The organism is Streptomyces sp. NBRC 109706 (assembly GCF_000974485.1).
GTDB lineage: Bacteria > Actinomycetota > Actinomycetes > Streptomycetales > Streptomycetaceae > Streptomyces.
This window is the reverse complement of sequence record NZ_BBOM01000011.1, coordinates 194367-217636: the sequence shown is the minus strand read 5'-3', so window position 1 is coordinate 217636 and position 23270 is coordinate 194367. Positions and strand designations below refer to the sequence as shown.

Genomic DNA, 23270 nt, shown 5'->3' with positions numbered 1-23270 from the left:
ACTGTCTCTGTGCCGGGGTGCTACTGGTTGCCGCAGGCGGACACCGGGGCGGTGTCCAGCCAGGGCAGGTCGTGGCCCATCCGGTCCCTCTTGGTCCGCAGGTAGCGGAGGTTGTGCTCGCCCGGCGAGATGGGCAGCGGCAACCGGCCGTTGACCCGCAGTCCGTGGCGGGTGAGCGCCTCGGCCTTGTCGGGGTTGTTGGTCATCAGGCGCAGGGAGCGCACACCGAGGTCCGCGAGGATTCGCGCGCCCACCGCGTAGTCGCGGGCGTCGGCCGGCAGTCCCAGCTCCAGATTGGCGTCCAGGGTGTCCCGTCCGCGTTCCTGAAGCTCGTAGGCGCGCAGCTTGGAGAGCAAACCGATGCCGCGCCCCTCGTGGCCCCGGAGATAGAGCACCACGCCGCGCCCCTCGGCGCTGATCCGGTCCAGGGAGGTGGCGAGCTGCGGCCCGCAGTCGCACCGCTGGGAGCCGAAGATGTCGCCGGTGAGGCATTCGGAGTGCACCCGCACCAGCACATCGTCGCCGTCGCCGATATCGCCCTTGACCAGCGCGATGTGCTCGACGTCGTCGGTGGTGGAACGGTAGCCGTGGGCGCGGAAGACGCCGTGCGCGGTGGGCAGTGAGGTGACCGCCTCGCGGCGCACCGCCGGCGTCACGGCCAGCGCCTCGGCGGAGTCCTGGGCGGTGCGGTAGGCGACCAGGTCGGCGATGGAGACCAGGGTCAGGCCGTGCCGGCGGGCGAACGCGCGCAGCGCGGGCAGCCGCAGCATGGTGCCGTCCTCGCCGGCGATCTCCACCACCACGCCGGCGGGCCGCAGCCCGGCGAGCGTGGCCAGGTCGACGGCGGCCTCGGTGTGCCCGTCGCGGACCAGCACGCCGCCGGTGCGGGCGCGCAGCGGGAAGACGTGTCCCGGCCTGGCGAAGTCGCCGGCGGTGGCGGCCGGGTCGGCGAGCAGCCGGATGGTGGCCGCCCGGTCGGCGGCGGAGATGCCGGTGGTGACGCCGTGTTCGGGGCCGGCGTCCACCGAGACGGCGAACGCGGTGGCCATCGACTCGGTGTTCTTCTCCACCATCTGCGGCAGGTCCAGCCGGTCCAGCTCCTCGGGGACCATCGGGACGCAGATCAGGCCCCGGCACTCGCTCATCATGAAGGCGACGATCTCGGGGGTGATCAGCTCGGCGGCCATCACCAGATCGCCCTCGTTCTCCCGGTCCGCGTCGTCGACGACCACGACGGGGCGGCCGGCGGCGATATCGGCGACGGCCCGCTCGATCGGGTCCAGCGGCGCCTCGTCCGGGGCCTCGCCCGGGGTGTCGGGCCGGGACTGCGGCTGGGGCACCTCGGGCGCCCGTTGTGTGACGGTCATGCCGCCGCTCCTTCCAGGGTGCCCACCACGGGGCGCGGTTGGTGCCGTTCCCGGGAGCGCTGCCACCAGTCGCGCATCCCCCAGATGACCAGGAACAGGTAGACGACATAGACGAGGCCGGAGAACGGCAGTCCGCTGCTGAACGCGAGGGGGACGCCGACGAGGTCGACCAGCAGCCAGGCGATCCAGAACTCCACCAGACCGCGTGCCTGGGCGACCATGGCGACCAGGGTGCCGACGAAGATATAGGCGTCCGGCCAGGGGTTCCAGGAGAGTTCGGGCACGGCGGTGAACAGCCCGCCCACCAGCAGGGTGCCCACCACGGCGCCGGCCAGCAGCGCGCCGCGCTCCCGCCAGGTGGCGAAGCGGACGGTGATCTGGCCGTCCCCGGTGTCCCGGCGGCCGATCCGCCACTGCCGCCAGCCCCACAGGGCGACGGTGATCACCAGCAGCTGCTTGCCCACGCCGCCGCCGAGGTCGGCGGCGCTGTAGGCGGCCACCAGGATCAGCCCGGAGAGCAGTTGGACGGGCCAGGTGAGGATGGAGCGGCGCCAGCCGAGCGCGAGCGCGGCCAGCCCGGCGAGGTTGCCGACCATGTCGGACCACATCACCGACTGGTCGAACACCTCGAACGCGGTGGCGTTCAACTGGTCGGGGCTCATGACGCGTTCCCCTCCGCCGCCCCTTCGAGGCCGCCGGTGACGCCGTGGGCCAGCAGCCGCTCGACATGCTTGGCGAGCAGGTCGACCTCCAGGTTGACCAGGTCACCCGGCTGCCTGCGGCCCAGCGTGGTCAGTTCGAGGGTGGTGGGGATCAGGCCGACGGAGAACCGGTCGGTGCCGGCCTCGACCACGGTCAGGCTGACGCCGTCCACCGTGATCGAGCCCTTCTCCACCACATAGCGCGCCAGCCCCGGCGGCAGCGCGAAGGTGACCGTCTCCCAGCGTTCGCCGGGGACCCGTGCCAGGACTTCGGCGGTGCCGTCCACATGGCCCTGCACCAGATGGCCGCCGAGCCGCCCGCCCAGCGCCATGGGGCGTTCCAGGTTGACCTGGTCGCCGGGGGCGAGGCCGTCGAGGTTGGACCGGCGCAGCGTCTCGGCCATCACATCGGCGGTGAACGCGTCCGCGCCCAGCTCGACCACCGTCAGACAGGCGCCGTTGACGGCGATGGAGGAGCCGTGCACGGCGTCCTCGACGGCCACCTTGGAGCGCAGGCGCAGGCGCGCCGAGTCGTTCAGGCGCTCGACGGCGACGACCTCACCCAGCTCTTCGACGATTCCGGTGAACATTCAGGACTCCTCGGTGCTGCGAACGGCGACGGGACGCGGGACGCGGCGGGCCGACGCGCGGGGCGGCGTCGGCGTGTGCCGGGAGGAGCAACACCGGGAGCGGGACGGTGATTCCGCGCGGGTCATGGGACGAACACCGTCCCGGGCGGCGAGAACGCCGCGCACGCGGGCTGCGGATGCGGGGGCCACCGGGTCTCCTGCCTCTTCAGGGCACGACTCCGGGGCTGACTTCAGGGACGGCGGGAGGGCGGTGACGCGGAACCCGACCGGACGACGGCCCTCACGGGAGGGACGACCGAACGGGCCGAACACGCACACCACATCCGCCGCGCACTGCCTCCCATCCGGACTTTAACCGTCGGTCCAGGAATTTCACCTGGTCAACCGGCCGCTGGCAGCGGACGGGTCGCGGACTATAACCGCCGGTTCGGACTTTCACCGACCCCGGAGTGCGCTACGTCACTGGTACGCCCCCCAGTCTGCCACGCGATCCACCGGGGCACGCAACCCTGTGGGCCGCCTCACATCCGCACGGGCTCGCCGGACCCGCCGCGCGTGGGGCGCGGTCGTCGTCAACGGTCGGTGGCGAAGAGGTCGGCGCGCGCGGTGTCCAGGGCGGTGAGCAGTCCGCCGCCGAGGACCGCGCTGCCGGTGACCGTCGAGGCGCGGACCTCCGTCTCCAGCGGGGAGACGGCGCCCAGCCGTTCCGCCACCCGGCGGGCCAGCGCGGCTCCGCCGGCGCGGCCGACCTCGCCGCCGAGGACGAGAAAACCCGGGTCGAGGACGGCGGTCACGGCGGCGGCGCCGAGGGCGATCTGCCCGGCCAGCTCGTCGAGGAAGCCGGCCGCCTGGCCGCCGTCGTCGGCCACCGCGCGGCGGACCAGCGCCTCGGCGCCGGCGACCTCGTCGCCCTGGGCGCCGGCGGCCGGCAGCCCGTGCCGCCGGGCCAGCGCGCGCACGGCCGCGCTGGCGGCGAGCCCGTGGAAGCCCCGGTCGCAGTCGGCCGCCGACGGCACTCCCCCGGTGCCGGGGACCGGCAGAAAGCCGACCTCCCCTGCGCCGCCCGACGCGCCCCGGCGCAGCGCGCCGTCGAGCACCACGGCCGCGCCGACGCTGGCACCCAGCCACAGCAGGACATAGGTGTCCACGTCCTGGACGGCGCCCAGCCGGTGCTCGGCGATCCCGGCGAGGTTGACCTCGTTCTCCAGCAGCACCGGGGCGTCCAGCGTGCCGCGCAGCGCGACCAGGAGTTCCCGGTGCCAGGCGGGCAGTCCGTCCGAGGGGCGCAGCGCGCCGGTGGCCGGGTCGGCGAGGCCGGGCGCGCCGAGCACGACGGTGTGCAGCTCCCGCACCCCGGCGCGCCGCCGTTCCCCGGCGAGCGTGGTGAGCACCGCATCGACCATGGGGTGTCGGCCGCTCCCGGCGCCGTCGGGGGGCGTGGTCGGCCGGTCGAGCGGCAGGGTCGCGCTGGCGACCGTCTCGCCGGTGAGGTCGGCCAGGGCGAGGGTGACGCCCTCGGTGCGGACGTCCAGCGCGGCGACATGGGCCCGGTCGGGGATCAGGCCGTAGACCTTGGCGTTGGGCCCTGGACGGTCGGCGCCCGCCTCGCCGACGACGGTGACCAGGCCCTCGCGGTTGAGCCGGCCCAGCAGATCGGCGACGCTCGGGCGGGAGAGCCCGGTCAGCTCCCGCAGCCGGGGCGCGGTCAACGCCCCGTGTTCGGCGAGGAGTTCGAGCACGGCCCGGTCGTTGATGACACGGGCCGTACGGGGGGTCGCGGTGCGGACGGTGCTCATGGGCCGCATCATATCGGCTTTCTATCAGGAAGCCTTCCTGATAGTTTTTCTCCGGTCGGTCCCGGCAGGCGCCTCGCTGCCCGCCGGCTCGCTCCTCCCCGTCCCCGAGCCTCCCGAGGAATCGGAAACGCCATGTCTCAGCAGATGTCCGCCGATCGCGCGCGGATACGTCAGGCCCGGATCGCCGTCTCCCTCGTCTTCGCCACGCATGGCGCGGCCAGCGGTAGCTTTGTCACCCGCATCCCCTGGATCCAGGACCAACTCGGCCTGGGCACGGCGGCGTTGGGGATCGCCCTGGCGTTCCCCGCGATCGGCGCCGCGACCGCGATGCCGCTGGCCAGCCGGGTGATGCACCGGCATGGCGCGCGGGCCGCGGTGCGCGGCCTGCTGGCGCTCTTCACGGTGGCCTTCGCGCTGGTCGCGCTGGCGCCCAGCCTCCCGGTGCTCTGCGCCCTGCTGTTCCTGTCCGGCGCGACCGGCGGCATGGCGGACGTGGCCATGAACGCCCAGGGCGTGGAGGTCGAGGAGCGCCACGGGCGGTCGATCATGTCGGGCCTGCACGGACTGTGGAGCGTCGGCACCCTGCTCGGCTCGGCGCTGGGCGTCGGCGCCGTCTGGCTCGGCCTGGACGCGCGGATCCATCTCCCGCTGGTCGCCCTGGCGTTGACGCTCGCCGTCCCGTTCCTGAGCCGGGGCCTGCTCGACGTGCGGCCCACGGCCGGCGAGGTGGCGCCGCCCCGGTTCGCGCTGCCGCCGAGGTCGGCGCTGCTGATCGGCGCCGTGGGGATCTGCGCGGTGCTGGCCGAGGGCGCCAGCATGGACTGGTCCGGCGTCTATCTGCGGGATGTCACCGGGGCCTCGGAGACGGTCGCGGCGGCCAGTTACACCGCGTTCGCCTGCACCATGGCGCTGGCCCGGCTCGCCGGGGACGCGGTGGTGCGCCGGCTCGGCCCGGTGCGCACGGTGCGGATCAGTGCCTCACTGGCCGCGACCGGCGGCCTGTTGGTGGTCACCGCCGCCGTCTCGGCACAGGCGGTGCTCGGCTTCGCCCTGATCGGCGTGGGCGTCGCCGTGGTGGTGCCGCTCACCTTCGCGGCCGCCGGGCACAGCGGCCCCAACCCGAGCCGGGCTATCGCCGGCGTGGCCACGGTGACCTACACGGCCGGCCTGTTCGCCCCGTCGGTGATCGGCGCGCTCGGCGAACTCGCCTCGCTGCGGGCCTCGTTCGGGCTGGTGACGGCGGCGCTCACGCTGTTGCTGCTGGGCGCCGGGGTGCTCGGGCAGCGGCCGGCGCGCGAGGTCGCGGCCTCGGACGCGGGCAGCGCCGCCAGGGCGCTGCCCGCCCCCTGAGGCCGGGGCCGGGCCGCTCAGCCGAGGAGCCGGACCGCCTGGTAGTAGGTCCAGGCGGTGCCGTTGCAGGCGGTGGCCGTGGCACCGGAGTAGTTGCCGCAGACGCGGAGCAGATCCTGGTAGAACGCGTTGTCCAGGCGGGCCTTGTTGGCGGAGAACGTGCCGGCGGCCTTGTAGTTGCGGTAGCCGAAGTCGTGCCGCGCACACGAGGTCGCGAAGGGGAAGCCGAAGGGGTTGTCGGGCGACGAGGAGCAGTAGTCGGTGCTCCAGTCGAAGCCGTACGACGACCAGTTGCCCTGGTTGTTGCGGGCTGACACCCAGGCGTTGTAGCTGCTGGCGCTGGTCTGTGTCCAACTGCTGAGCACCTGCGGCTTGTCGGCCGGTGCGGCGTTCGCCGGGGCGGCGGCGACGGCGACCGTGCCGAAGCCGAGAGCGAGGGCGGAGAGCAGGGTGGCGATCCGATGACGCATGCGCATGGCGCATCCTCCCAGGGTCGGCGGCCCGCCCGGTCCGGGCGGGCCGTGTCTTCCGGGAGACGAACCTACGGACCACCGAAGGATTGCTCAACCCTTCGCGCACGCCCAGCAGTTGACGAGCGTGCAAACGACTGCCGGCGGCCGGCCCACCGGGCTCAGGCCGGTCGGGCCAGCACCCAGGTGCGGTCCAGGGTGAGATACCGCTCGACGGGCAGCCCCGCGCCCTCCAGCGCCTCCTCGAACGCCTCACGGCTCCAGCGGTAGGACGGGAAGGTGTGCGTCCACTCGGCGTCCGGGAACTCGTACTCGACCCGGATCCGGGTGAGATCGGGCCCGATCGGGTCCGCCGCGGCCACCCGGATCACCCCGTCGGAACCGGTCCTGGCCTCCCGGGGCACCCGCTGGTGCCAGTCCTCGCCCTCCCGCTGGATCAACACCACGCCGCCGTCGGCGACATAGCGGCGGCAGGTGCGCAACATCCCGGCGCGCACCCCGGGATCACCGTTGTGAATCAGGAACGAGGCCAGCAGCACCACGTCGAACTTCTCGTCGCCCAGCTCCAGTTCCTCGATCGAGGAGCACACCGTACGGGCGTCCCTGACATGCTCCAGCATCTCGGGGGACTCGTCGACGGCCGTCACCGTGAAGCCCCGTTCGATCAGCGGGTGGGTCACCCGCCCGACGCCGGAGCCGAGTTCGAGAATGCCGGCGCCGGGCGGAACCGCGCGTTCGATGATGTTCGGCTCCCGCCCGACCGGCAGTCGGAGCCAGCGTTCCACCGCACAACCGTCCGGCGTGATCGGCCCGGGACCCGTTCCGCTGTATCCCTCACGGGTACGTCCACTCATTCCGTCATCAGATCACGGCCCGTTGCCCCGGGACCAATGTTTCGGATACCTCGAAGACCCGATTCCGCTGATCCCCTACTGCCAACTCACGTGCAGCGGCTGCCCCTCGGCGTATCCGGCCGCGCTCTGCACCCCCACCACGGCCCGCTCGCCGAACTCGGCCAGGCTGCCGGCCCCCGCATAGGTGAACGCGGACCTGACGCCGGCCACGATGGAGTCGATCAGATCCTCGACGCCCGGCCTGGCCGGGTCCAGGAACATCCGCGAGGTGGAGATGCCCTCCTCGAACAGCCCCTTGCGCGCCCGGTCGTAGGCCGACTCGGCCGAGGTGCGGGAGCGCACCGCGCGGGCCGAGGCCATGCCGAAGCTCTCCTTGTAGAGCCGCCCGTCCGCCGACTGCTGGAGATCGCCCGGCGACTCGTGGGTGCCGGCGAACCAGGAGCCGACCATCACATTGGACGCGCCGGCCGCCAACGCCATCGCCACATCCCTGGGATGCCGCACCCCGCCGTCCGCCCAGACATGCCGACCGAACCGGGCCGCCTCGGCGGCACACTCCAACACGGCGGAGAACTGCGGCCGCCCGACGCCCGTCATCATCCGCGTCGTGCACATCGCGCCCGGGCCCACGCCCACCTTGACGATGTCGGCGCCCGCCTCGATCAGATCCCGCGTGCCCTCGGCGGAGACCACGTTCCCCGCCACCACCGGCACCCCCGGATCCAGGGCGCGCACCGCGCGCAGCGCCGAGAGCATCGACTCCTGATGACCGTGCGCGGTGTCGACGACCAGGGTGTCGACGCCGGCCGCGAGCAACGCCTCGGCCCTGCTGGCCACATCGCCGTTGATGCCGACCGCCGCGGCGACGCGCAGCCGGCCCCCGTCGTCCACGGCCGGCTGGTAGAGCGTGGCCCGCAGCGCGCCCTTGCGGCTGAGGATGCCCACCAACCGTCCGTCCGGGCCCACCGCCGGGGCGATCTTGCGATGCGCCGAGTCCAGCGTGGTGAACGCCTCCTGGGGATCCAGATCCGCGGCGAGCACCAGCAGATCGCGCGACATCACCTCACCGACCTGGGTGAACCGGTCGACGCCCGTGAGATCGGCCTCCGTCACGATGCCGACGGGACGCTCGGCGGACACCACCACCCCCGCGTTGTGCGCCCGCTTGGGCAACAGCGCCAGCGCGTCCGCCACCGTCTGGGTCGGGGCCAGCACGATCGGGGTGTCCAACACCAGATGGCGCCGCTTCACCCAGCCGATCACCTCGGTCACCACATCGATCGGGATGTCCTGCGGAATCACCGCCAGACCGCCCCGCCTGGCCACCGTCTCCGCCATCCGCCGCCCCGCGACGGCCGTCATGTTCGCCACCACCAACGGGATGGTCGTCCCGGTGCCGTCCGGCGAGGAGAGATCCACCGCCAGCCGGGAGCCGATGGCCGAACGGTTGGGGACCATGAAGACATCGTCATAGGTCAGGTCATAGGACGGCTGGGCGTCATGGAGGAACTTCATGGGCGCACTCTCACCTGCTGTGGCTCGCTGTCATCGGGCTGGTGGGAGGCTGCGGCTCCTGTGTCATTATCACCCAGGTCGCGACCGACCAGGGTGACCGTCCGCACCCGCCCGCGCGGCAGCGCACACCGGGGCGCGCGCCCGCCCGCACGCCCCCACGCGTGCGGTCACCCGCCGGGGGAACGTTCCGCCGAACCCCGGCGCCTCCCCCGAACCGCTGCCACCATGACGCTCGACGATCAACACCCATCGCGGCGAACGGGGGCCCATGACCGCCCAGCGGCTGAGCTTCGGCATCAAGACCACACCCGCCCATGTCGGCTACGCGGACCTGCTGCGCGTCTGGCGGGAAGCCGACGAGATCGAGCACATCGAACACGCCTGGCTCTGGGACCACCTCTTCCCCGTCTTCGGCCCACCCGGCGGCCCCGCGCTGGAGGGCTGGACCACCCTCGCGGCGCTCGCCGCCGGCACCGAACGCCTGGGCCTCGGCCTCCTGGTCTCCAGCAACCGGCTGCGCCCCCCGGCGCTGCTGGCCAAGATCGCCACCACCGTCGAGGAGATCTCCGCCGGCCGGCTCACCGTCGGCCTCGGCATGGGCACCACCCGCCCGCGCGCCGGCACGGAGCCGGCGCCCGGCCCGGCGGCCAGAGCCGTCGCCGGCTACCGCGCGCTGGGCATCGCGCCGCCCGCGCCGGGCGAGGGCCTGACCCGGCTGGCCGAGAGCTGCCAACTGCTGCGCGCCCTCTGGGACTCGCCGGACCCGGTCGACTTCGACGGCCACCACTACCGGCTGCGCCGGGCCCAGGCCCTCCCCCGCCCCGCCCGCCGCCTCCCCCTGCTGGTCGGCGGCGCCGGCGACGGCACGCTCCGGGTGGCCGCCGAACACGCCGACATCTGGAACATCCAGGGCCCACCGCACCACGACCTCCCGACGATCCGCGCACGGATCGACACCCTGAACGCCCACTGCGCCGCACTGGGCCGGGACCCGGCCAGCCTGGTCCGCTCCGCCCAGACCCATGTCTCCTACGACGACCCCGCCGCCACCCGCGCCACCGTCCACGCCCTCGCGGCCACCGGCATCACCCATATCGTCCTCAGCCTCCGGATGCCCTTCCCTCCGAACGCCGCCACCTGGCTCGACCGACAGATCATCAAACCGGTGCTGGAAACGGAGTCCTGACGGACCGTCCGACGCAGTGCCCGGCTGGCGCGTCAACGTCCGGCCTCCGCCGGCCACTTCTCCTCAAGCCCGGTGGCCGGGCCGACGCGCGGCGGGGGGCGGGTGGCTCAACCCCGGCGGGCAGCGTCACGCGTCGGGGTCGGTGCGTTCCAGGGCCGGGCGGGTGGGGGGTGGGGTGGCGAGGAGGAGGTCCGCCGCGGCCGTGTCGGTGACCAGGCTGGTGACCAGACCCGAGCGGAGCACCGCGTCGATCGCGCCGGCCTTGCGTCGGCCGCCGGCGATGGCCACCACCTCGGGGACCCGACGGAGCCGATCCGGCTCCACCGTGATGCACCGTTCGCCGAGGTCGCGGCCGACCCGGCGGCCGTCGGCGGCGAAGAGGTGGGCCGACATCTCGGCGGCGACGCCCAGCGAGGCGTAGTGGTCCCGGTCCTCCTTGCCGAGCATGTCGTAGACCGTGGAGATGCCGGCCTCCCAGGTGCCGATCGACACGGCGGCGATGGTCACCTTGTCGAAGTAGTCGAAGGCCGCCGAGATCCCCGGCTGGGCGCGCAGCGCCGCCGCCGTGCCCGAGTCGGGCAGCAGCATCGGGGCGTAGATCGGATGCGCCTCTCCCCCGGAAACGGCAGCGGCCCGGCGGACCGCCTCCACCGAGCCGCGTTCGGCCGCCCCCGCGTCATAGACCCCGGTCAGCTGGACCACCGTGCAGGGCGGCAGCTCGCGCAGGGCGGCCGCCATATGGATCGTCGACCGTCCCCAGGCCAACCCCAACACGTCCCCCTCGGTGACCAGCTCCTCCAGCAACTCGGCGGCCACCTCGCCCAGATGCTCCGGATCGGGCGTGTCGTCCACCGCCTCGGACGGCGACTCGGCGACGACCACATGGCGCAGGCCGAAATGTGCGCGCAGCGCGTCCGAGCGGTCGGCGTCCAACTCCGCCGGCACCCGGATCTCGATCCGTACCAGCTCGTGTTCCACCGCTGATTCCAGCACCCTGGCCACCTTGAAGCGGCTGACGCCGAACTCCTCAGCGATCTGGATCTTGGACTTGCCCTCCAAGTAGAAGCGCCGTGCCATCGCCGCCGCCTGCATCAGCTCGGCGGGCCCCATCCGTGTGGCTGACCTTCCGGTCGGCACCGCACTCACCTCACTGTTCATCGGACACTGCGTCGGACACTGTGCCCCCACTGTGCCCCCGGTCACGTTCCGCCTTCATCCTCGCAGATGGAACGCGACGACGTTCACCGCGCGCGGGCCCGTTCGGCCGCCTCGCGCAGGCCGCGCACCGCCGCCGCCGGATCGTCCGCGCCGTAGACCGCCGAGCCGGCGACGAAGACGTCGGCGCCCGCCTCGGCGCAGCGCTCGATGGTGCCGGCCGAAACACCACCGTCGACCTGGAGCCACAGCGGCAGGCCGTGGCGTTCGATCAGCTGCCGGGTGCGGCGGATCTTGGGCAGCATGATGTCGAGGAACGCCTGCCCGCCGAAGCCCGGTTCGACCGTCATGACGAGGACCATGTCCAGCTCGGGCAGCAGATCCTCGAACGGCTCGATGGGGGTGGCCGGCTTGAGCGCCATCGAGGCCCTGGCGCCCAGGGCCCTGATCTCCCTGGCCAGCCGCACCGGCGCGGCCGCCGCCTCCGCATGGAAGGTGACCGAGCCGGCGCCCGCCTCGACGAAGCCGGGCGCCCAGCGGTCCGGTTCGTCGATCATCAGATGACAGTCCAACGGGATGTCGGTCGCCTTCCGCAGCGACTCGACGACCGGCACGCCCAGCGTCAGGTTCGGCACGAAGTGGTTGTCCATCACGTCGACATGCAGCCAGTCCGCCCCCTCGACGGCCCTGGCCTCGTCGGCGAGGCGGGCGAAGTCGGCGGAGAGGATGCTGGGGTTGATCTGGGCCATGGGGCCCAGTATTCACCCCGAAATCAGCGTGGCCGAAACCGGGCCCGACCGGGGGCCGCCCGCCGTCAGCGGGTGCGGCGCAGCAGCGCCAGATACATGGCGTCGGTGCCGTGCCGGTGCGGCCACAGCTGGACGTCGGGCCCGTCGCCGAGATCGGGGACGCCGGGCAGCAGCGGCCTGGCGTCCACCCGTTCGACCTCGATATCCGTCAGCCCCTTGAGCACGTCCGCGACCACCAGACGGGTCTCCGACAGATGCGGCGAGCAGGTGGCGTAGCCGACGACGCCGCCGGGGCGGACGGAGGCGAGGCCGGCGCGGAGCAGCGCGCGTTGCAGGGTGGCCAGCCGGTCCAGGTCCTCCGGGCGACGGCGCCAGCGGGACTCGGGCCGGCGGCGCAGCGCGCCGAGACCGGTGCAGGGCACGTCCAGCAGCACCCGGTCGAAGCTGTCCCGCGGCCACGACGGGTGGCTCGCGTCGGCGACCACGACCTGGTACGGGCCCGGGTTTCCGTCCAGCGCGCGGGCCACCAGCCTGGCCCGGTGCGGCTGGATCTCGGCGGCGACCAGCGCGGCCCCGCGTTCGGCGGCGAGCGCGCCCAGCAGCGCGGCCTTGCCGCCGGGGCCGGCGCAGCCGTCCAGCCAGCGGCGGTCGGCGCCGTCCACCGGCGCGTTGGCCAGCGCGAGCGCCACCAGTTGGCTGCCCTCGTCCTGCACCCCGGCCCGGCCCTCGACCACGGCAGGTACCGCGCCCGGCTCGCCGCCCTCGGCCAGCCGCACGGCCTGCGGCGAGTACCGGCCGGGTTCGGCGCCCTGGCCCTGGAGGAGTTCGTCCCGGCTGCTGCGCCCGGGGCGGGCGGCCAGGGTGACCCGGGGCCGTTCGTTGTCGGCGACCAGCAGCTCCTCGATGCCGGCACGTCCGCCGCCCAGCGCGTCCCAGAGGGCGCCGACCACCCAGCGCGGATGCGCGTGGCGCAGCCCGAGGTGGCCCTCGGCGTCCTTGTCGTAGGGCGGGGCGAGCTGTTCGATCCAGCCGTCCAGATCGTGCGCCGTCACCTTCCGGAGCACCGCGTTGACAAACTTGGCCCGACCGTCGCCCAGCACACAGCGCGCCAGCTCGACGGCCGAACTCACCGCCGCGTGGCGGGGGATGCGGGTGCCGAGCAGCTGGTGGCAGCCGAGCGCCAGCACATCGAGCACCGGCGGGTCGACCTCGCGCAGCGGGCGGTCCACGCACTCGGCGAGGATCGCGTCATAGGTGCCCTGGCGGCGCAGCGTGCCATAGACCAGCTCGGTGGCCAGCGCCGCGTCCCGGTCGTCCAGGGTGCCGGCCTTCTTGGCCTTGGCCAGCAGCGGCGGCAGCACCAGGTTGGCGTAGGCGTCCCGTTCCTCCACCGCGCGCAGCGCCTCGAAGGCGACGATCCGCGCCGGATCGCGCTGGGGACGGCGGTAGGGCTTGGACGGACGGCGCGGCCGACTGCTCACGGGAACGATGACTCCGGCGGTACGAAGGGGGTGACGGGCGTTGCGGGGTTGAGGGGCTGTCAACGGGGAGGGTGTGCGGTGGTCCAGGGTATGCGGCTCAGTCGCCCAGCCGCTCACCCTCGGCGACCCGCACACCGCGCGCCCAGTCGGCGGCCGGCATCGGCTTCCTGCCCTGCGGCTGCACCCAGGCCAGCTCGACGGGGTGCGATCCGGTGCCGACCAGCACCGCACGCTTCTCCGCGACCAACTCGCCGGCGGCCAACGCCGGCCGCTCGGGCAGCGGGCTGACCTGGCGCAGCTTGAGACGTTCCCCCCGGAAGGTGGTCCAGGCCCCGGGCGCCGGAGTGCAGGCGCGGACCACCCGGTCCACCCGCAGCGCCGGCGCCTTCCAGTCGACGCGCGCGTCGTCGACGGTGAGCTTGGGCGCCAGGCTGATCCCCTCGGCCGGCTGCGGCCTGGGGCTCAGCGCGCCGTCCTCGATGCCGTCCATGGTGGCCGCCAGCAGCCCCGAGCCGGCGAGCGCCAGCCGGGTCAACAGGTCGCCGCTGGTGTCCCGGGGCCTGATCTCCTCGGTCAACACCCCGTAGACCGGGCCGGAATCAAGGCCCTCCTCGATCTGGAAGGTACTCGCCCCCGTGACCTCGTCGCCCGCCAGCACCGCGTGCTGGACGGGGGCCGCGCCGCGCCAGGCGGGCAGCAGCGAGAAGTGCAGATTGACCCAGCCGTGCGCGGGAATCTCCAACGCGGCCTTGGGCAGCAGCGCGCCATAGGCCACCACCGGGCAGCAGTCGGGCGCGATCTCGGTCAGCCGGGCCAGGAAGTCGGGGTCCCTGGGGCGGCGCGGCCGCAGGATCTCGATGCCCTCCTCGGCGGCACGCTCCGCCACCGGGCTGGCCACCAGCCGACGCCCACGCCCGGCGGGGGCGTCGGGCCGGGTGACCACGGCGACGACCTGATGCCGGTCGGACGCCAACAGGGCGTCCAGCACGGGGACGGCTACCTCGGGGGTTCCTGCGAACACGAGCCTCATCGTGGGTGGGTGACCTCTCGGAAGGATCTTCGGGACACAACTCGAACGCCTCACCGACGCCTCGCCGGCTCCTCCGTGAACGTGCTTGTGGAGGTGCCCTTGACGCGCGGCGTGAACGTCCGCCGAGTCTACGTTCCGCGCCGGGGCGGTCCCCCGAGGGGCGTGCTCGCGAGGGCGCACGCTCCGCCGAGTTGACGATGCGCGCCGAGGGCGTGACTCAGGCGCTGGGTGGCGCGTTGGTCAAGGCAGATTGACCCGAGGGGCCTTCTTCTCCGGCCCCTCCCCTTCCTTGACGCCGGTTCGAGAGGCTTGTTCATGGCCGACCACGCCACCCCTGACGCCCAGGCGCGGGCCAGCCTGCATCTGCTGGTACGCGACATCGAGCGGGTTCGCCGCCAGGTGGACGCGCTGCGCACGCTCACCGCGCAGTTGGGCAACGTCTACCGCCCCCGCCGCACCGGCCCGTCGGCCGGCTTTGTGGTGTACGGCCGGGCCCCGGCCCCCACGGTACGACTCGCCCAGGAGCTGCGGGACAGTGTGGAGGCACTGGTCACCGCGGCCGTCGAGTTCGACCGTTCCCTCGGCTTCTCCTGGGACGCGGTGGGCTCCGCGCTGGGGGTCACCAAGCAGGCGGTGCACCGCCGTTACGGCGCACGCCGCCCCACGACGGGCGCCCCGCCGGCGGCTCCGCAGACGGCTCCGCCGGCAGCTGCCGCGCCGTCCCCGACCCCACCCCCCCAGCTGGCCCGCCGCCCCCAGCCGACCACCGCCGAACCCCACACCGTCCCCGGTCAACGCGGCGGCTGACGGCCGCCGGCCGGGCGCGGTGCCGGCGGGGGCCGACTCTCCGACTACTTCGACTCCAGTCGCCCCAGCGGGTGGGCGTCGCCGGCCAGGTCGGTGCGGGCCGCGTCCCAGTCGCCGCTGTCGACGCCGGTGACATGGCGCAGATAGGCGAGCGTCACCCGTTGGACCAGGGCGACGCGCTCCGGGTTCTCGTCGGTGGTCTCGGCGGCCTCGTAGCCGGAGATGCCACCGAGGAAGTGCTGGCCGCCGAAGAGGGTGAGCAGGCTTCTGCCGGCGCCGCCGAGGGTGTAGGGGTCGGTGGTCCAGGCCGCTCCCCTTGTCGACAGCAGCGGGAGTTCGTCGTCGTCCCCCGCGACGACGAGCCCGGGCGCGGTGATCCGGGAGAAGTCCTGGTCGCGCAGCCAGGGCAGGTGTTGGTGGGCGAAGGGGGTGAGCCCGTCCCCGCCCCGGCCGGCGGTGGCCAGCTGGACGCTCGCCAGGACGCGGGGGTCGGACAGGTCCTCGGCGGTCCCGGTCCCGGGATCGACGACGCGCAGGCCCACCAGGATGCCGGCCGTCTGGCCGCCGAAGGAGTGCCCGGCCGCGACGACGCGGCTGTGGTCCACCCGTCCGGCCAGCCCCGGCACGGCCGCCTCCACCGTGGCGAGCTGGTCGAGGACGCGTTTCAGGTCCTGGACGCGGTGGCGCCACAGCCCGGGCGAGCGCGGATCGTCCGGCGCGAGTGCCAGCCGCTTGGAGTCGAGGTGGGTGGCCTGGATCACCACGAAGCCGTGCCCGGCCCAGTGGTCGACCAACGGCGCGTATCCGTCGAGGTTCGAGCCGAAGCCGTGCGCGAAGAGGACGATCGGCAGGCCGGCCCCGGTGACCGGGGCGGAGACGCGGACCGGCAGTTCGGCGCCGCGCCCCGGCGCGGGCAACACGATCGGCTTGACCGAGACGATCGGGGTGGACGTGGTCATGGGTGTGCTGCTCTCCGTCGTGGTGGGTGCGGGACAGGGGTGACGGGGCGGGCGCCCGTTCGTCCGTTACGCTAAAACCTGACGTTGACGTCAGGGGCAAGTGCCTGGCGTCCGGCGTGAGCGGAGACGGCGTGAGGGAGAGCAGATGCGCGTCGGAGAACTCGCCGCGAGGACCGGCGTCAGCGTGCGGGCCCTGCGCTACTACGAGGAACGGGACCTGCTGGCCGCCGAGCGCAGCCCCCGTGGGCAGCGCCACTATCCGGAGAGCGCGGTCGACCGGGTCCTGCTGATCCAGCAGCTCTACGCCGCCGGGCTCTCCAGCCGGACGATCGTCGAGCTGCTGCCGTGTGTCCTCGACGGCCGCGCCACTCCCGAACTGCTCACCCGGCTGACGGCGGAGCGCGACCGCATCGAACGGCACCTCACGGATCTGGCCCGCACCAGGGACCGTCTCGACTCCGTCATCGGCGCCGCCGACGCCAACCTGCGCACCGGCAGGCCCTGCCGGCCCGAGCCCACCGGGTAGCCGGACGGGGCAGGTCAGCCGATGTCGTCCGGGTCCATGCGGACCCAGGCCGGGGGGCCGTCGCGGTGGGCGAGGCGGTGGGCCTGGGCGGACTTGAGCGCGGCGGCCAGCCGTCCGCCGGCGCCCGGTGGGACCCGGATCAGGGCGCGGGTCCACTCCTCCCCCGGCGGTGGTCCGCCCGCCGCGCGGGGCCGCCCGGCGGGCGGGGCCGGCAGCGGCACCGGGCCCAACACCTCCGCCTCGGCCGGGAGTTCGGCCGTGGCCAACAGACCGTCGACCGCCTCGGGCGGGCCGCTGACGGCCGCCATCCGGGAGACCGGCGGGAAGCCGAGATCCCGGCGGTCGGCCAGCTCGCGCAGCGCGTGCCCCGCCGGGTCCCAGCGGACCAGCGACTGCACGGGGCGCAGCGTCGCCTCCGCGAGCACCACCACCGCTCCCCCGTCGTGACGCCCCCTGGCCAGCGCCGCCGCGTTGAGCCAGCGGCGCAGCGCCTCCTCGCCGGCGCGCAGATCGGGCCGGCCCAGCAGCGCCCAGCCGTCCAGCAGCAACACGGCGGCATAGCCGGGGCCTTCGGGCACCGGCTCGGCGCCCGGGGTGCTGACCACCAGGGCCGGCTCGTCGGGGACGGTGGCCAGCACCTGGTCCCGGCCGGAGGTGCGCACCGGGACCTTGGGGAACGCTCGGCCCAGCTCCTCGGCCGTGCGGCGCGCGCCCACCACCACGGCGCGCAGCCGGTCGCCACCGCACTCCTGACAGTGCCAGCGCGGCGCCGGCTCGCCGCACCAGGCGCAGCGCGGCTCCTCCCCGCCGGCCGTCGAGGCGAGCGGGCCCTGGCAGCCGAGGCAGCGGGCCGTCTCCCGGCAGCGGGCGCAGGCCAGGCGCGGGGCATAGCCCCGGCGCGGGACCTGGACGAGGACGGGGCCCCGGCCGAGGCCGTCGCGCAGCGCCCGCCAGGCCAGCGTCGGCAGCCGGGCGGAACGGGCGGCCTCGTCGCGCGCCTGGTCCTCGTCGCCGACGGTGCGCAGCAGGGGGGCGGCCGCGCGGACCGTGTCCCGTTCGGCGGCGAGCGGTCTGGCCCAGCCGCTGTCGACGAGTCGGGCGGCCTCGGCGGTGTGCGCGTGGCCGCCGAGGAGCAGGCCCGCGCCCTCCTGAGCGGCGCGCAGCAGCAGCACCTCGCGGGCGTGCGGGTGGGGCGCGCGCTCCTCGCGGTGCGCCTCGTCGCCGTCGTCCCAGATCGCGGCCAGCCCGAGCGAGCGGACCGGGGCGAACATCGCGGCCCTGGTGCCGACGACGCAGCGCACCGCGCCCCGGTGGATCGCGAGCCAGCGGCGGTAGCGGGCCTCGGGCCCGGCGTCGGCGGTGAGCAGCACATGGTGGCCGGGGCCGAGCAGCGCGGTCAGGGCCGCGTCCACCCGGGTGGCGGCCCGTCCGTCGGGCAGCACGGCGAGCGCGCCGCGCCCGCCGGCCAGGGCGGCTGCCAGCGCGGCGGCCAGCTCGTCGGGCCAGCGCCGCCCGGGCAGCGCCGTCCACACGGCGCGCGGCGCGCGGCCCTCGGCGAGGGCGGTCAGAAAGCCGGGGCCATGCGGATAACGGGACCAGCCGCCCGGCGGGGGCGGGGCGGGGACGGGGGCCGCCGGCGGGGTGGGGTGTCGCTCGGCGCGGGCCAGCCGGGGCGGGATCGCCAGCCGCACCACATCGGCCAGCGCACCGGCGTACCGGTCGGCGACCGCGCGGCAGAGCCGCAGCAGTTCGGGGGTGAGCACCGGCTCGGCGGATAGCACCTGCGCCAGCGGCGCCAACACGCCGGCGAAGTCGCTCTCGGCCCGGCGCTCGACGACGAAGCCGTTGATCAGGCCGCCGCCCTCGCGGCGCCCCTCGCGTTGGCCGGCGCCGAACCGGACCCGGACGCGGACGCCCGGCTGGGCGTCGGCGTCGAGCGCGGCGGGCACCGCGTAGTCGAAGCAGCGGTCCAGATGGACCAGGCCCTTGTCGACCAACACCCGGGCGACCGGGAGGTGTTCGGCGAGCGGCGCACCACGCCAGGTGCGCGGCTTGGCCTTGGGGCGGGCCCGGGCGGCGGCCCTGATCAGCGCCAGCTGCTCACCGTCCCGCCGCTGGTCGGCGCCCGCCTCACTCACCCGTCCAGTAGACCAGAAGGGTCCGACAACCCGGCGCGGCGGGCACGTCGCCGGTCGGCCACCGCCGACGAGGCCGGCGGAAAGCCCCGCCCCTGTGGACAGCACACCCGGCCACCGGCACCGAGGGAACATGTCCCGCCGACAACGCCGGATACCGCCCGGCCGCGGCCAGGGCCCGCAGAACACCCGGGCCGCCGGCACCGCGAGAACGGAACCCACCGGCAGCACCGGACACGGCCAGGCACGGGCCGGCCGCCGGCGGGAAGGCGAACCGGCGAGCGCACCCACCGCCGGCGGCCGCGCCACGGCACCGGGGCCGGCGCCGGTCGGTGACCGGCGCCGGCCCCGGGCCGTTGCTGTGGACCGCCGGTCAGGCGCCGGCGGCGGCGCGCAGCGCGTCGACGCGGTCGGTGCGCTCCCAGGTGAAGTCGGGCAGCTCGCGGCCGAAGTGGCCGTAGGCGGCGGTCTGGGCGTAGATCGGCCGCAGCAGGTCCAGATCGCGGATGAGGGCGGCCGGGCGCAGGTCGAAGACCTCGGAGATGGCCTGCTCGATCCGCTCGGGCGCCACCGAGGCGGTGCCGAAGGTCTCCACGAAGAGACCGACCGGCTCGGCCTTGCCGATGGCGTAGGCGACCTGCACCTCGCAGCGCGTGGCCAGCCCGGCGGCGACGACGTTCTTCGCCACCCAGCGCATCGCGTAGGCGGCCGAACGGTCCACCTTGGACGGGTCCTTGCCGGAGAAGGCGCCGCCGCCGTGGCGGGCCATGCCGCCGTAGGTGTCGATGATGATCTTGCGTCCGGTGAGTCCGGCGTCGCCCATCGGGCCGCCGATCTCGAACCGGCCGGTCGGGTTCACCAGCAGACGGTAGTTCTCCGTCTCCAGCTTGATCCCGTCGCCCAGCAGCGCCCGCAGCTCGGGCTCCACCACGAACTCCTGGATGTCGGGCGCGAGCAGCGAGTCCAGGTCGATGTCGGCCGCGTGCTGGCTGGAGACCACCACGGTGTCGAGACGGGCCGCCTTGTCGCCGTCGTACTCGATGGTGACCTGCGTCTTGCCGTCGGGGCGCAGGTAGGGGATGGTGCCGTTCTTGCGGACCTCGGAGAGCCGGTACGAGAGGCGGTGCGCCAGCCGGATCGGCAGCGGCATCAGCTCGGGGGTCTCGTCGCAGGCGTAGCCGAACATCAGGCCCTGGTCACCGGCGCCCTGCTGCTCCAGCGCGTCCTCGGTGCCGCCGACGCGGGACTCGTAGGCGACATCGACGCCCTGCGCGATGTCGGGAGACTGGGCTCCGATGGAGACCGAGACGCCGCAGGACGCGCCGTCGAACCCCTTCTTGGAGGAGTCGTATCCGATTTCGAGGACCTTGCCCCGCACCAGCGTCGCGATATCCGCGTACGCCTGGGTGGTGACCTCACCCGCGACATGGACGAGCCCTGTGGTGATCATCGTCTCCACGGCGACCCGGGAGGCCGGGTCCTCCTTGAGCAGGGCGTCCAGAATCGTGTCGCTGATCTGGTCAGCGATCTTGTCGGGGTGACCCTCGGTCACGGACTCTGAGGTGAACAGACGTCGGGACACAACGCTCCCTGGGGTTGCAGCGGCTGCTGACTATGCACCCGCGCGGGCCTGCGGCCGGCACGGACAGCGACAGTGTATCGGCAGGAGCCAGCCGAGCGGAGTGGTAGACGCGATCCGAGTTGTCTTCCGTGGTCCGACCGCACCCCGGAACACCCGTCCGACGCGGCTCAGTCGTCCGCCCACCGCCGGGCGACGGCGTCCCAGAGGAGGTCGGCCAGCGCCTCCTTCGGGCCCAGGGGAACGGGCGTCGTGGTGCCGTCGGCGGCCAGGATGACGGCCTCGTTCTGGTCGGTGCCAAAGGCGATGCCATCGCCCACCTGGTTGACCACCAGCAGGTCACAGCCCTTTCGCGCCAGCTTGGCCTGCCCGCCGGCCAGCACGTTCTCCGTCTCGGCCGCGAAGCCCACGACGACCTGGCCGGCCGGGCGGGCGGTGGCGAGTTCGGCCAGCACATCGGGGTTGCGGACCAGGGCGATGGGGTCGGGCTCCACTCCGTCGCGCTTCTTGATCTTCTGCTGGGCACGCTGACTCGGCCGGAAGTCGGCGACGGCGGCGGCCATCACCACGGCGTCGGCGCCCTTGGCCGCGGTGTGCATCGCGAGGCGCAGTTCCTCGGCGCTGGTGACCCGCCGGATGTCGACGCCGGCCGGGTCGGGGAGCGCGGTGTTGGCGGCGACCAGCACCACCTCGGCGCCCCTGGCCTGCGCGGTGCGGGCCAGCGCGTAGCCCTGTTTGCCCGAGGAGTTGTTGCCCAGATAGCGCACCGGGTCGATGGCCTCCCTGGTGCCACCGGCGCTGATCACCACGCGGCGGCCGGCCAGATCGGGCTCGGCGGCGGCCTGGCCCCTGGCCAGCACCCGGCGGGCCACCTCGAAGATCGCCGCCGGATCGGGCAGCCGGCCCTTGCCGGTGTCGGCGCCGGTGAGCCGGCCGACGGCCGGTTCGATCACCACCGCGCCACGGCGGCGGAGGGTGGCGACATTGTCCCGGGTGGCCGGGTGTTCCCACATCTCGGTGTGCATGGCGGGGGCCAGCACGACGGGCGCGCGGGTGGTCAGCAGCACATTGGTGAGCAGATCGTCGGCGCGCCCGGTGGCGGCCCTGGCCAGCAGGTCGGCGGTGGCGGGGGCGATCACCACCAGGTCGGCGCGGCGCCCGATCCGCACATGCGGGACCTCGTCGACCTCGTCCCACACCTCGGTGGTCACCGGACGTCCCGAGAGCGCGGCCCAGGTGGGGGCGCCGACGAAGCGGAGCGCCGAGGCGGTGGGCACCACCCGCACCGCGTGTCCCGACTCGGTGAACAGGCGCAGCAGTTCACACGCCTTGTAGGCGGCGATGCCACCGCCCACGCCCAGCACGATCTCCGGCTGACCCACCACTGGCCCCTCTCCTCGCCTGCCTCGCGGCCCACCCGAAAGGGCGACCGCGCCCCATCCTGCCGCACGGCATGCCAGGGGCCCGGCAGCACCCTGGCTGCCGGGCCCCTCAGGCGGACCGCGCGAGGCGGCGCGCGTCAGTCGGTGGCGCCCTCGATGGCCTCGGAGGTGAGCAGACCGGCGTTGATCTCCCGCAGCGAGATGGAGAGCGGCTTCTCGTGCACATGGGTGTCCACGAGGGGGCCGACATACTCCAACAGGCCCTCGCCGAGCTGCGAGTAGTACGCGTTGATCTGCCGCGCGCGCTTGGCGGCGTAGATCACCAGGCTGTACTTGGAGTCGGTCGCCTCAAGCAGCTCATCGATCGGCGGGTTGATGATGCCCTCGGGCGTGGTGATGGGAGAGGACACGCTCTGCCTTCCGGTGGAGGTCGGGGGCCGATTGGACGGGCCCCCGGGGTTCAACGAATCAAGGCTAGCAGTTCGGCGGAGACCTCCTCGACGGAGGTGTTGACGAGCGTGACGTCGAACTCCGTCTCGGCGGCCAGCTCGCCGCGCGCCACGGCCAGCCGGCGCTCCACCACCTCGGGGGGCTCCGTCCCCCGCCCGGTGAGCCGGCGGACCAGCTCGTCCCAGCTGGGCGGGGCGAGGAACACCAGCCGGGCGTCGGCCATGGAGGCGCGGACCAGCCGGGCGCCCTGGAGGTCGATCTCCAGCAGCACCGGCTCGCCCGCCTCAAGGCGGTCGACGACGGCGCGACGCGGCGTGCCGTAGCGGTTGCCGGCGAACTCGGCCCATTCCAGCAGCTCGCCGTTGGCGACGAGCTTGTCGAACTCCTCGTCGCTCACGAAGAAGTAGTGCACCCCGTGCCGCTCCCCCGGCCTGGGACGCCGAGTGGTCGCGGAGACGGAGAGCCACACCTCCGGATGGGCCTTGCGCAGATGAGCGACGACCGTGCTCTTGCCGACCCCGGAGGGGCCGGAGAGCACGGTCAGTCGCGAACGATCGGTCATGCCGGCGATTATCCCGCTTCCCGCCTCGGTGGCGAAAACCGCTTCGGCGAGCGCGGCACGATCTCAGGCGCCGCTGCCGAACTCCCGTTCAAGGGAGGCGATCTGGTTGGAGCCGAGACCACGGACCCGGCGGCTCTCGGAGATGCCGAGCCGCTCCATGATCTGACGGGCGCGGACCTTGCCCACGCCGGGCATCGACTCCAGCAGGGCGCTGACCTTCATCTTGCCGATGACATCGTTCTCCTGGCCCTGCTTGATGACCTCGTGCAGGGACGCACCGGAGTGCTTGAGCCGATTCTTGACCTCGGCGCGCTCCCGGCGAGCCGCGGCGGCCTTCTCAAGCGCGGCTGCGCGCTGTTCAGGGGTAAGGGGCGGAAGAGCCACGCCTACGTCACCTCGGTTGTCGAACTGTCGGATAGGGAACGGTGAGGAACCTAGTGGCACCGCACCAGTGGAGCAACGAGCAACGCGCCCGGGGCTCCGCTCTCGACGGAGACTAGCGGCCGTGACGCCAATAAGTCAGGGAGAATCGACAAAAAGTCCTGGTCAGCTGAGGAGCCTCGGCGACATATCGGATATATGCCCACGCTTTTCGGTGGAGTTGAGTGAACGAGGAACGTTTCCGC

The 23270-nt window shown here is 73.7% G+C and carries 22 protein-coding genes and 1 riboswitch; of the genes, 4 read left to right on the top strand and 18 right to left on the bottom strand.

Going from position 1 to position 23270, the window contains the following annotated elements; translation table 11 throughout:
• Window positions 1-20 precede the first annotated feature (20 nt).
• The 4 genes from AOM46_RS25740 to AOM46_RS25725 form a co-directional block, all read right to left on the bottom strand.
• Window positions 21-1367, bottom strand: a complete 1347-nt coding sequence (locus AOM46_RS25740; protein WP_062215639.1) for a bifunctional 3,4-dihydroxy-2-butanone-4-phosphate synthase/GTP cyclohydrolase II — start codon at window positions 1365-1367, stop codon at window positions 21-23.
• Window positions 1364-2029, bottom strand: a complete 666-nt coding sequence (locus tag AOM46_RS25735; protein WP_062215637.1) for a nicotinamide mononucleotide transporter family protein — start codon at window positions 2027-2029, stop codon at window positions 1364-1366. Before AOM46_RS25735 ends, AOM46_RS25740 begins: the two co-directional genes overlap by 4 nt.
• Complete coding sequence (locus AOM46_RS25730) at window positions 2026-2658, bottom strand: riboflavin synthase (protein ID WP_062215635.1); 633 nt, start codon at window positions 2656-2658, stop codon at window positions 2026-2028. The genes AOM46_RS25735 and AOM46_RS25730 overlap by 4 nt, the downstream gene beginning before the upstream one ends.
• 326 nt (window positions 2659-2984) lie before the next feature.
• Window positions 2985-3115: riboswitch (FMN riboswitch) on the bottom strand.
• 115 nt (window positions 3116-3230) lie between these two features.
• Window positions 3231-4454 carry an ROK family transcriptional regulator gene (locus AOM46_RS25725; RefSeq protein WP_062215633.1) on the bottom strand — a complete coding sequence of 408 codons (1224 nt, stop codon included), beginning with the start codon at window positions 4452-4454 and terminating at the stop codon, window positions 3231-3233.
• A 132-nt stretch (window positions 4455-4586) separates the two neighbouring features.
• Here AOM46_RS25725 and AOM46_RS25720 point away from each other — a divergent pair, with 132 nt between their 5' ends.
• Entirely contained in the window at window positions 4587-5804 is a 1218-nt protein-coding gene (locus tag AOM46_RS25720; protein ID WP_062215631.1) for an MFS transporter, read from the top strand.
• 17 nt (window positions 5805-5821) lie between these two features.
• On the opposite strand, the gene AOM46_RS25715 is transcribed toward AOM46_RS25720, so the two are convergent.
• The 3 genes from AOM46_RS25715 to AOM46_RS25705 form a co-directional block, all read right to left on the bottom strand.
• Window positions 5822-6274, bottom strand: a complete 453-nt coding sequence (locus AOM46_RS25715) for a phospholipase (protein WP_062216258.1) — start codon at window positions 6272-6274, stop codon at window positions 5822-5824.
• 161 nt (window positions 6275-6435) lie between these two features.
• The gene (locus AOM46_RS25710; protein WP_062215629.1) at window positions 6436-7128 is read right to left on the bottom strand and encodes a bifunctional 2-polyprenyl-6-hydroxyphenol methylase/3-demethylubiquinol 3-O-methyltransferase UbiG; all 693 of its coding nucleotides are present in this window, start codon (window positions 7126-7128) and stop codon (window positions 6436-6438) included.
• A gap of 75 nt (window positions 7129-7203) precedes the next feature.
• Window positions 7204-8643 carry a GuaB1 family IMP dehydrogenase-related protein gene (locus tag AOM46_RS25705; protein ID WP_062215626.1) on the bottom strand — a complete coding sequence of 480 codons (1440 nt, stop codon included), beginning with the start codon at window positions 8641-8643 and terminating at the stop codon, window positions 7204-7206.
• Window positions 8644-8911: 268 nt separating this feature from the next.
• Between AOM46_RS25705 and AOM46_RS25700 the strand changes: the two genes are divergently transcribed.
• Complete coding sequence (locus tag AOM46_RS25700; RefSeq protein ID WP_062215624.1) at window positions 8912-9829, top strand: LLM class flavin-dependent oxidoreductase; 918 nt, start codon at window positions 8912-8914, stop codon at window positions 9827-9829.
• Window positions 9830-9955: 126 nt separating this feature from the next.
• Here AOM46_RS25700 and AOM46_RS25695 read toward each other — a convergent pair whose 3' ends face one another.
• The 4 genes from AOM46_RS25695 to fmt form a co-directional block, all read right to left on the bottom strand.
• On the bottom strand, window positions 9956-10987 hold the full coding sequence (locus AOM46_RS25695; RefSeq protein ID WP_062215622.1) for a sugar-binding transcriptional regulator: 1032 nt from the start codon (window positions 10985-10987) through the stop codon (window positions 9956-9958).
• Between the two features lie 83 nt (window positions 10988-11070).
• Window positions 11071-11733, bottom strand: coding sequence for a ribulose-phosphate 3-epimerase (rpe, locus tag AOM46_RS25690; RefSeq protein ID WP_062215619.1), 663 nt, complete (start codon window positions 11731-11733; stop codon window positions 11071-11073).
• A 65-nt stretch (window positions 11734-11798) separates the two neighbouring features.
• The gene (locus AOM46_RS25685; protein ID WP_062215617.1) at window positions 11799-13214 is read right to left on the bottom strand and encodes an RsmB/NOP family class I SAM-dependent RNA methyltransferase; all 1416 of its coding nucleotides are present in this window, start codon (window positions 13212-13214) and stop codon (window positions 11799-11801) included.
• A 97-nt stretch (window positions 13215-13311) separates the two neighbouring features.
• Window positions 13312-14244: a methionyl-tRNA formyltransferase gene (gene fmt / locus AOM46_RS25680; RefSeq protein ID WP_062215615.1), complete on the bottom strand. Its 933-nt coding sequence runs from the start codon at window positions 14242-14244 to the stop codon at window positions 13312-13314.
• Window positions 14245-14559: 315 nt separating this feature from the next.
• Between fmt and AOM46_RS25675 the strand changes: the two genes are divergently transcribed.
• Entirely contained in the window at window positions 14560-15051 is a 492-nt protein-coding gene (locus AOM46_RS25675) for a hypothetical protein (protein WP_062215613.1), read from the top strand.
• A gap of 44 nt (window positions 15052-15095) precedes the next feature.
• Here AOM46_RS25675 and AOM46_RS25670 read toward each other — a convergent pair whose 3' ends face one another.
• Window positions 15096-16010, bottom strand: a complete 915-nt coding sequence (locus AOM46_RS25670; RefSeq protein WP_062215611.1) for a chlorophyllase — start codon at window positions 16008-16010, stop codon at window positions 15096-15098.
• Window positions 16011-16155: 145 nt separating this feature from the next.
• On the opposite strand from AOM46_RS25670, the gene AOM46_RS25665 reads away from it, so the two are divergent.
• Window positions 16156-16536, top strand: a complete 381-nt coding sequence (locus tag AOM46_RS25665; protein ID WP_062215609.1) for a MerR family transcriptional regulator — start codon at window positions 16156-16158, stop codon at window positions 16534-16536.
• A gap of 14 nt (window positions 16537-16550) precedes the next feature.
• Here the strand turns inward: AOM46_RS25665 and AOM46_RS25660 are convergent, their stop codons facing one another.
• The 6 genes from AOM46_RS25660 to AOM46_RS25635 form a co-directional block, all read right to left on the bottom strand.
• On the bottom strand, window positions 16551-18674 hold the full coding sequence (locus AOM46_RS25660) for a primosomal protein N' (RefSeq protein ID WP_234314004.1): 2124 nt from the start codon (window positions 18672-18674) through the stop codon (window positions 16551-16553).
• A 370-nt stretch (window positions 18675-19044) separates the two neighbouring features.
• Window positions 19045-20253 (bottom strand): methionine adenosyltransferase, encoded by a 1209-nt coding sequence (metK, locus tag AOM46_RS25655; protein WP_062215608.1) that lies wholly within the window; start codon window positions 20251-20253, stop codon window positions 19045-19047.
• A gap of 167 nt (window positions 20254-20420) precedes the next feature.
• Window positions 20421-21632: a bifunctional phosphopantothenoylcysteine decarboxylase/phosphopantothenate--cysteine ligase CoaBC gene (gene coaBC, locus AOM46_RS25650; protein ID WP_062216254.1), complete on the bottom strand. Its 1212-nt coding sequence runs from the start codon at window positions 21630-21632 to the stop codon at window positions 20421-20423.
• A 137-nt stretch (window positions 21633-21769) separates the two neighbouring features.
• Window positions 21770-22042, bottom strand: a complete 273-nt coding sequence (gene rpoZ, locus AOM46_RS25645) for a DNA-directed RNA polymerase subunit omega (protein WP_062215606.1) — start codon at window positions 22040-22042, stop codon at window positions 21770-21772.
• A gap of 50 nt (window positions 22043-22092) precedes the next feature.
• Window positions 22093-22644, bottom strand: a complete 552-nt coding sequence (gene gmk, locus AOM46_RS25640; RefSeq protein WP_062215603.1) for a guanylate kinase — start codon at window positions 22642-22644, stop codon at window positions 22093-22095.
• Window positions 22645-22707: 63 nt separating this feature from the next.
• Window positions 22708-23028, bottom strand: coding sequence for an integration host factor (locus AOM46_RS25635; RefSeq protein WP_062215601.1), 321 nt, complete (start codon window positions 23026-23028; stop codon window positions 22708-22710).
• Window positions 23029-23270 lie beyond the last annotated feature (242 nt).

What these genes read in the sequence shown, in the direction of transcription:
- AOM46_RS25720 (WP_062215631.1), top strand. Translation starts at nt 4,587, where the DNA reads ATGTCTCAGCAGATGTCCGCCGATCGCGCGCGGATACGTCAGGCCCGG.
- fmt (WP_062215615.1), bottom strand. Translation starts at nt 14,244, where the DNA reads ATGAGGCTCGTGTTCGCAGGAACCCCCGAGGTAGCCGTCCCCGTGCTG.
- AOM46_RS25725 (WP_062215633.1), bottom strand. Translation starts at nt 4,454, where the DNA reads ATGAGCACCGTCCGCACCGCGACCCCCCGTACGGCCCGTGTCATCAAC.
- AOM46_RS25665 (WP_062215609.1), top strand. Translation starts at nt 16,156, where the DNA reads ATGCGCGTCGGAGAACTCGCCGCGAGGACCGGCGTCAGCGTGCGGGCC.
- AOM46_RS25715 (WP_062216258.1), bottom strand. Translation starts at nt 6,274, where the DNA reads ATGCGTCATCGGATCGCCACCCTGCTCTCCGCCCTCGCTCTCGGCTTC.
- AOM46_RS25705 (WP_062215626.1), bottom strand. Translation starts at nt 8,643, where the DNA reads ATGAAGTTCCTCCATGACGCCCAGCCGTCCTATGACCTGACCTATGAC.
- AOM46_RS25740 (WP_062215639.1), bottom strand. Translation starts at nt 1,367, where the DNA reads ATGACCGTCACACAACGGGCGCCCGAGGTGCCCCAGCCGCAGTCCCGG.
- AOM46_RS25730 (WP_062215635.1), bottom strand. Translation starts at nt 2,658, where the DNA reads ATGTTCACCGGAATCGTCGAAGAGCTGGGTGAGGTCGTCGCCGTCGAG.
- AOM46_RS25700 (WP_062215624.1), top strand. Translation starts at nt 8,912, where the DNA reads ATGACCGCCCAGCGGCTGAGCTTCGGCATCAAGACCACACCCGCCCAT.
- AOM46_RS25675 (WP_062215613.1), top strand. Translation starts at nt 14,560, where the DNA reads ATGGCCGACCACGCCACCCCTGACGCCCAGGCGCGGGCCAGCCTGCAT.
- gmk (WP_062215603.1), bottom strand. Translation starts at nt 22,644, where the DNA reads ATGACCGATCGTTCGCGACTGACCGTGCTCTCCGGCCCCTCCGGGGTC.
- rpe (WP_062215619.1), bottom strand. Translation starts at nt 11,733, where the DNA reads ATGGCCCAGATCAACCCCAGCATCCTCTCCGCCGACTTCGCCCGCCTC.
- AOM46_RS25670 (WP_062215611.1), bottom strand. Translation starts at nt 16,010, where the DNA reads ATGACCACGTCCACCCCGATCGTCTCGGTCAAGCCGATCGTGTTGCCC.
- AOM46_RS25710 (WP_062215629.1), bottom strand. Translation starts at nt 7,128, where the DNA reads ATGAGTGGACGTACCCGTGAGGGATACAGCGGAACGGGTCCCGGGCCG.
- AOM46_RS25695 (WP_062215622.1), bottom strand. Translation starts at nt 10,987, where the DNA reads ATGAACAGTGAGGTGAGTGCGGTGCCGACCGGAAGGTCAGCCACACGG.
- AOM46_RS25735 (WP_062215637.1), bottom strand. Translation starts at nt 2,029, where the DNA reads ATGAGCCCCGACCAGTTGAACGCCACCGCGTTCGAGGTGTTCGACCAG.